At 73.0% G+C, this 4,630-nt stretch carries 3 protein-coding genes; 1 reads left to right on the forward strand and 2 read right to left on the reverse strand.

Features of this window, described 5'->3' with window-relative positions:
• Both PSH25_RS25405 and PSH25_RS25410 read right to left on the reverse strand, forming a co-directional pair.
• Window positions 1–1,734, reverse strand: a 1,734-nt coding sequence (locus PSH25_RS25405; protein WP_238661455.1) for a sensor histidine kinase, incomplete at its 3' end; no start/stop codon positions are given.
• Between the two features lie 99 nt (window positions 1,735–1,833).
• Complete coding sequence (locus tag PSH25_RS25410; protein ID WP_238661456.1) at window positions 1,834–3,246, reverse strand: FGGY family carbohydrate kinase; 1,413 nt, start codon at window positions 3,244–3,246, stop codon at window positions 1,834–1,836.
• 206 nt (window positions 3,247–3,452) lie between these two features.
• Here PSH25_RS25410 and PSH25_RS25415 point away from each other — a divergent pair.
• Window positions 3,453–4,630: chorismate-binding protein (locus tag PSH25_RS25415; RefSeq protein ID WP_238661457.1), on the forward strand; the 1,178-nt coding region annotated here is incomplete at its 3' end.

The raw sequence follows: 4,630 nt of genomic DNA on the forward strand, positions 1-4,630 counted from the left end.
CACCACCACACGGGTGTCCGGGCGGGAGAAGGCCGTGGCGTTCTCCAGCAGCTCGGCCAGCAGGTGCACCAACTCGCCGACGGCGTGCCCGACCACGTGTACGTCGGCCACCGACTCGATCCGGACCCGCTGATACTGCTCGATCTCGGCGGCGGCGGCCAGCAGCACCGCACCGAGGCCGACCGGCCGGTTCCACCGGCGGGTGGAGTCGGTGCCGGCGAGCACCAGCAGGCTCTCGTCGTTACGGCGCATCCGGGCGGCCAGGTGATCCAGCTTGAACAGGTTCTCCAGCTGGTCCGGGTCGCTCTCCTCGCGCTCCAGGTCGTCCAGCAGCTCCAGCTGCCGCTCCACCAGCACCTGGCTGCGACGGGCCAGGTTGACGAACATCGCGTTGACGTTGCGCCGCATGAGCGCCTGCTCGACAGCGACCGTGACCGCGCTGCGGTGCACCGCCACGAACGCCTCGGCCAGCTCGCCGATCTCGTCGAGCGAACGGACCACCGCCGGCGCGACGTCGATGCGGGGCACCCCTCCGGTGACGGTCTTCAGCCGGTCCAGGGTGTCCGGCAACTCGACCTGGGCGATCCGCAGCGCCTGGCTGCGCAGCAACCGCATCGACCGGGCCACCGACCGCCCGATGAGCAACGAGATCAGCAGGGCGGCCAGCAGGACCGTGACGACCCCACCGACAACCAGCAGGGTCGTCCGCAGCTGATCGTCGCTGGCCTCCTCGGCCTGCCGCACGGCGTCGTCGAGCACGCCCGCCTCAAGCTGACGCAGCAACTCCTGGCGCTGCTGGCTGGCCGACCACCACTGCTCCGACGGCAGCACCTGCGGCGACGCGGCGCCGGAGGACAGGCTGCGCTCCTCCAACCCGGTGGCGACCAGGAACATCGGCGACACCGAGGTCTCGTCGTAGCGGCGGATCTGATCAGTGGTCGCGGCCACCCGGAACGCGCCGAGCGCGGTGAGCTGCTGGCCGCGCAGGTCGGCGAGGACCACCCGGTCCTCGGTGCCGTACGCACCGGCGCGGGCGGCGGCGTAGAGCTGCGCCCGCACCCGGGAGGACAGTTCCTTGACCCGGGCCAGCTGCACGTAGCGCAGCACCGCGTCGTTCAACGCCGGCTGGTTCTGACCCGGTGTCGGTTCGGCGAGCAGGTCGAGCAACGCCCCCACGGCCCGGTGGTAGTTGCCCAGGATGGTCTCGCTGCTCAGCACCGCCGGCGGAATCGCCGCGCGGATGTCGACCACCTGGTCGTACGCCTCCAGCGCCTCGGAGAAGGCGACCCGCCAGGACGCGTCCGCGTCCGCCAACGGCTCGGCGGCCCGGCTCAGGTCCACGATGGCCTTGTCGGTGGACGCCTGCAACGGCTTCAGGTCGTTCGCGGCGGCCTGCCGGTCACCACCCTTACGCAGCTCACCCAGCTCCCCCGCCGAGCGGTCGCGCTCCTGCTGGAGCTGGTGCACCGCCGCGGTGATCTGCCGGCCGATGCCGACCTGACTGGAGAAGTCGTTCAACGCCGTCGTCCGCCCCACCAGCGTGCTGGTCTGCACCCCGGCGAGCAGGAGGAACGCCATCGACGGCACCAGCAGCACGGTGGCGAGCTTCGTGCTCATCCGCCAGTCGCGCAGCCGGAACGGCGACCGCCGTCGATGCGGAACGACTCGGACGTCGAAGCGGCGCCGGCGATGGTTCGACACCGCGCCGTTCGCCGGGTCGGGACCTGCCGCCACCCTGCCTCCTCCGTCCTACCGCGTCCACCGCGGTCGGGGGAGCGCAGTCCATCCAACCAGGCTCGGTACCGCTGTCAACGGCCCGGGCGAGGCCGAGGTTCAGGAAGGATACTGCGGGTGGGAACGTCCTGCCGTGGTCGGCAAAACCAGCTCGTCCGTCCGGCCGATGTCGGCGAGCTCGATCGCGTCACCGAAGCGCCCCAGCGCCACCAACGCGGCACCGGTGGCGCCGATTTCCGGGTTGCGTTGGTGCGACACCGGTCGCGGCGCGAGCGCGGTGGCGAAGGCCTGCCGCCACCACACCGAGGCGGCCACCGCGCCGCCGCCCAGCACCACGCCGACCGGTTTGTCGATGGTGGACTCCAGCACCCCGAGATCCTCGGCGACCAGCTCACACAACCCCTGCATCAGCCCGGCCAGGATGTCCACCGAGGTGGTGCTGAAGCTCAGACCGCGCAGCTCACCGCTGCCCGCCGGGGCCAGCCCCGGCGCCCGGTCACCACCGAAGCGGGGGTCCGCCGGTCGACCGCCACCCGCCGGCACCAGTGCCAGCGCCGCGTCCAACTCGGCGCCCCGGGGCAACCGCAGCTCCCGGTCCGCCCAGGCGAAGAGGTTGCCGCCGTTGGCGTACGCGGCCCCGGTCACCACGTGGTCGTGGTCGACCCGGTACCGCCACAGCCGTTCGGGCAGGCGGGGCATCGGTTCGCCGGCCGGGATCCGCTGCATCAGCCGTACGGCCGCGGACGTGCCCACGGTGACCGCGGCCCGGCTCGGGTCGACGCAGCCCGAGCCGACGTTCGACGCCCCACCGTCGCCCACCGGCGGTGACCATCGGGCCTGCGCCAACTGCGGCCACCGACGGGCCAGGTCGACCCGGAGCCGGCCGTGCCAGTCCAGCTCGCCCAGCGGCGGCAGCTCCTCCGGTCGCGCCTCGGCCAGGGTCAGCGCCTCCTCGTCCCAGCGCAGGGTGCGCAGGTCCAGCAGACCGGTCCCGGAGGCCTGGGAGATCGACATGGGCGCCGCGTCGAGCAGCTCGCCCAGCACGTACTCGGGCAGACCGACGAACCGGGCGATCGGGGTGCCGGACTGCTCGCGCAACCAGGGCAACCGCATCGACCAGTACGAACGGTGCCACCAGCAGCCGGTGCGCTGGTGGAAGCCGTCCGGGTCCGCCGGCCCGGAGGTACGCCCTACCGGGGCGGGCCGGGTGTCCAGCCAGGTGACCACCGGGCCCAAGGGTGCGCCGTCGCGGTCCAGCGGGAGCACCGAGTGCCACTGGGCGGAGACCGCCACCAGACCGACGTCGTGCAGGTGCCCCGAGTCGGCCAGCTCGTCCAGGCACTCGACCAGGTTCGCCAGATAGTCCCGACCGGACAGCGTGCCGGTGCCGTCGTCACCGATGGCGAGGTCGACCTTGCGGCGGGCCAGGGCGCCGGGCAGCGGCTGGGTGTCCGCGTCCAGCACCAGCCCGCGTACCGAGGAGGTGCCCAGGTCGAGCGCGAGAATGTTCATCGCCGGTCAAGTTACCCCGTGCCAGCCGGCCGACGGGCGCGTAGGGTGGATCACATGCTCGCGCACCTGACCAGTTGGTGGCCCGCCGACCCGGCGGCCATCTCCCGCGCGTAGCTCCATCCACGCGGCCGCCATCGAGGCGGTCGCCGGATCTCCCGGCCAGCGGGCCGCCCGACGGCGGCGCCCCTGCCCGACGGAGACACCCGATGACCCACCTGACCGACCTGCTCGCCGCCGTCGCCCACGGCGTCGACCCCGGCCCCTTCGCGCTGCTGCGCCGCGACAACGCGAACGAACTGGACCTGTTCACCGGCCCGGTCGACACCGTCGAAGGGCTCACCGACCTTCCGCTGCCGCCCGGCCCGCCCGGGGCGCGGACGCTGGCCCTGGTGCCGTACCGGCAGATCACCGAACGCGGCTTCGCCTGCGTCGACGACGGCGCCCCGCTGGAGTTCCTCCAGGTCCGCGAGCACCAGCGGATCACGCTGACCGACGCCCTCGCCGCGCTGCCCGACGAACCGGTGCACACCAGCGACGTCGGCTTCGACATCAGCGACGAGGAGTACGCCCGGACCGTGCAGCGGGTGCTGTCCGAGGAGATCGGCCGCGGCGAGGGCGCGAACTTCGTCATCCACCGCGCCCTGCACGCCACCGTGCAGGGTTCGCCGCCGGGGGCCGCGCTGGCCGCGCTGCGCCGGCTGCTGATCGCCGAACGCGGCGCGTACTGGACGTTCGTCGTGCACACCGGCGCCCGGACGCTGGTCGGCGCCAGCCCGGAGCGGCACGTCAGCGTCGACGACGGACTGGTGATGATGAACCCGATCAGCGGCACCTTCCGCTGCCCCGGTGGCGTCGCCGACCGGGCGGCCCTGCTGCGTTTCCTCGCCGATGAGAAGGAGACCGAAGAGCTGTACATGGTGCTCGACGAGGAGCTGAAGATGATGGCCACCGTCGCCGAGCACGGTGGGCAGGTGATCGGCCCGTACCTGAAGGAGATGTCGCACCTGGCGCACACCGAGTACCTGCTCGCCGGGCGGGGCACCCGCGACGTGCGGGACGTGCTGCGCGAGACGATGTTCGCCCCCACCGTGACGGGCAGCCCCATCGAGAACGCCTGCCGGGTGATCGCCCGGCACGAGCGCCGGGGCCGGGGCTACTACGGGGGCGTGCTGGCGCTGCTCGGCCACGACGAGGCCGGCCGACAGACGCTCGATGCCCCGATCCTGATCCGGACCGCCGAGATCTCCCCCACCGGCCGACTGCGGGTGCCGGTCGGCGCGACCCTGGTCCGGCACTCGACGGCGGCCGGCGAGGTGGCCGAGACACACGCCAAGGCCGCCGGGGTGCTGGCCGCGCTCGGCCTCGGCCCGACGGCGGCCGTCGG

The organism is Micromonospora foliorum, from assembly GCF_022229015.1.
Classification (GTDB): Bacteria; Actinomycetota; Actinomycetes; order Mycobacteriales; family Micromonosporaceae; genus Micromonospora; species Micromonospora foliorum.